This is a genomic window from Streptomyces sp. P9(2023) (genome assembly GCF_032436795.1).
Taxonomy (GTDB): domain Bacteria; phylum Actinomycetota; class Actinomycetes; order Streptomycetales; family Streptomycetaceae; genus Streptomyces.
In genome coordinates, this window is record NZ_JAUPWM010000691.1 from 1 (window position 1) to 252 (window position 252).

The following is a 252-nucleotide window of genomic DNA, read 5'->3' on the forward strand; positions in this document are numbered from 1 at the left end:
TGTTTTTGCATCCTAATAGCAACCAGTACTATCAAGTGAAAGGACTGACTTCGTCAATTGAAGAAAGATGTCCAGAATATTCTGTTGTTGATACCGCAATTTTACCATTTTCAGACGAGCTTATTTGTGATGGTTTGTTAGTTCCTTTTAATGCTAGCTTTGGTAGCGCAATGAAAAAAGAAATTCGCGACGGCTATTGGTTATCAAAGAAAAGTGGTACGTTGAACAAAATCGCATAACAAAGCGTTCAAG

The 252-nt window shown here is 36.9% G+C and carries 1 protein-coding gene; it reads left to right on the forward strand.

The window, feature by feature from the left end:
- Nucleotides 1–239 (forward strand): hypothetical protein (locus Q5762_RS39130; protein WP_315897081.1); only part of this gene is annotated, 239 nt, incomplete at its 5' end.
- Between the last annotated feature and the right edge of the window lie 13 nt (nucleotides 240–252).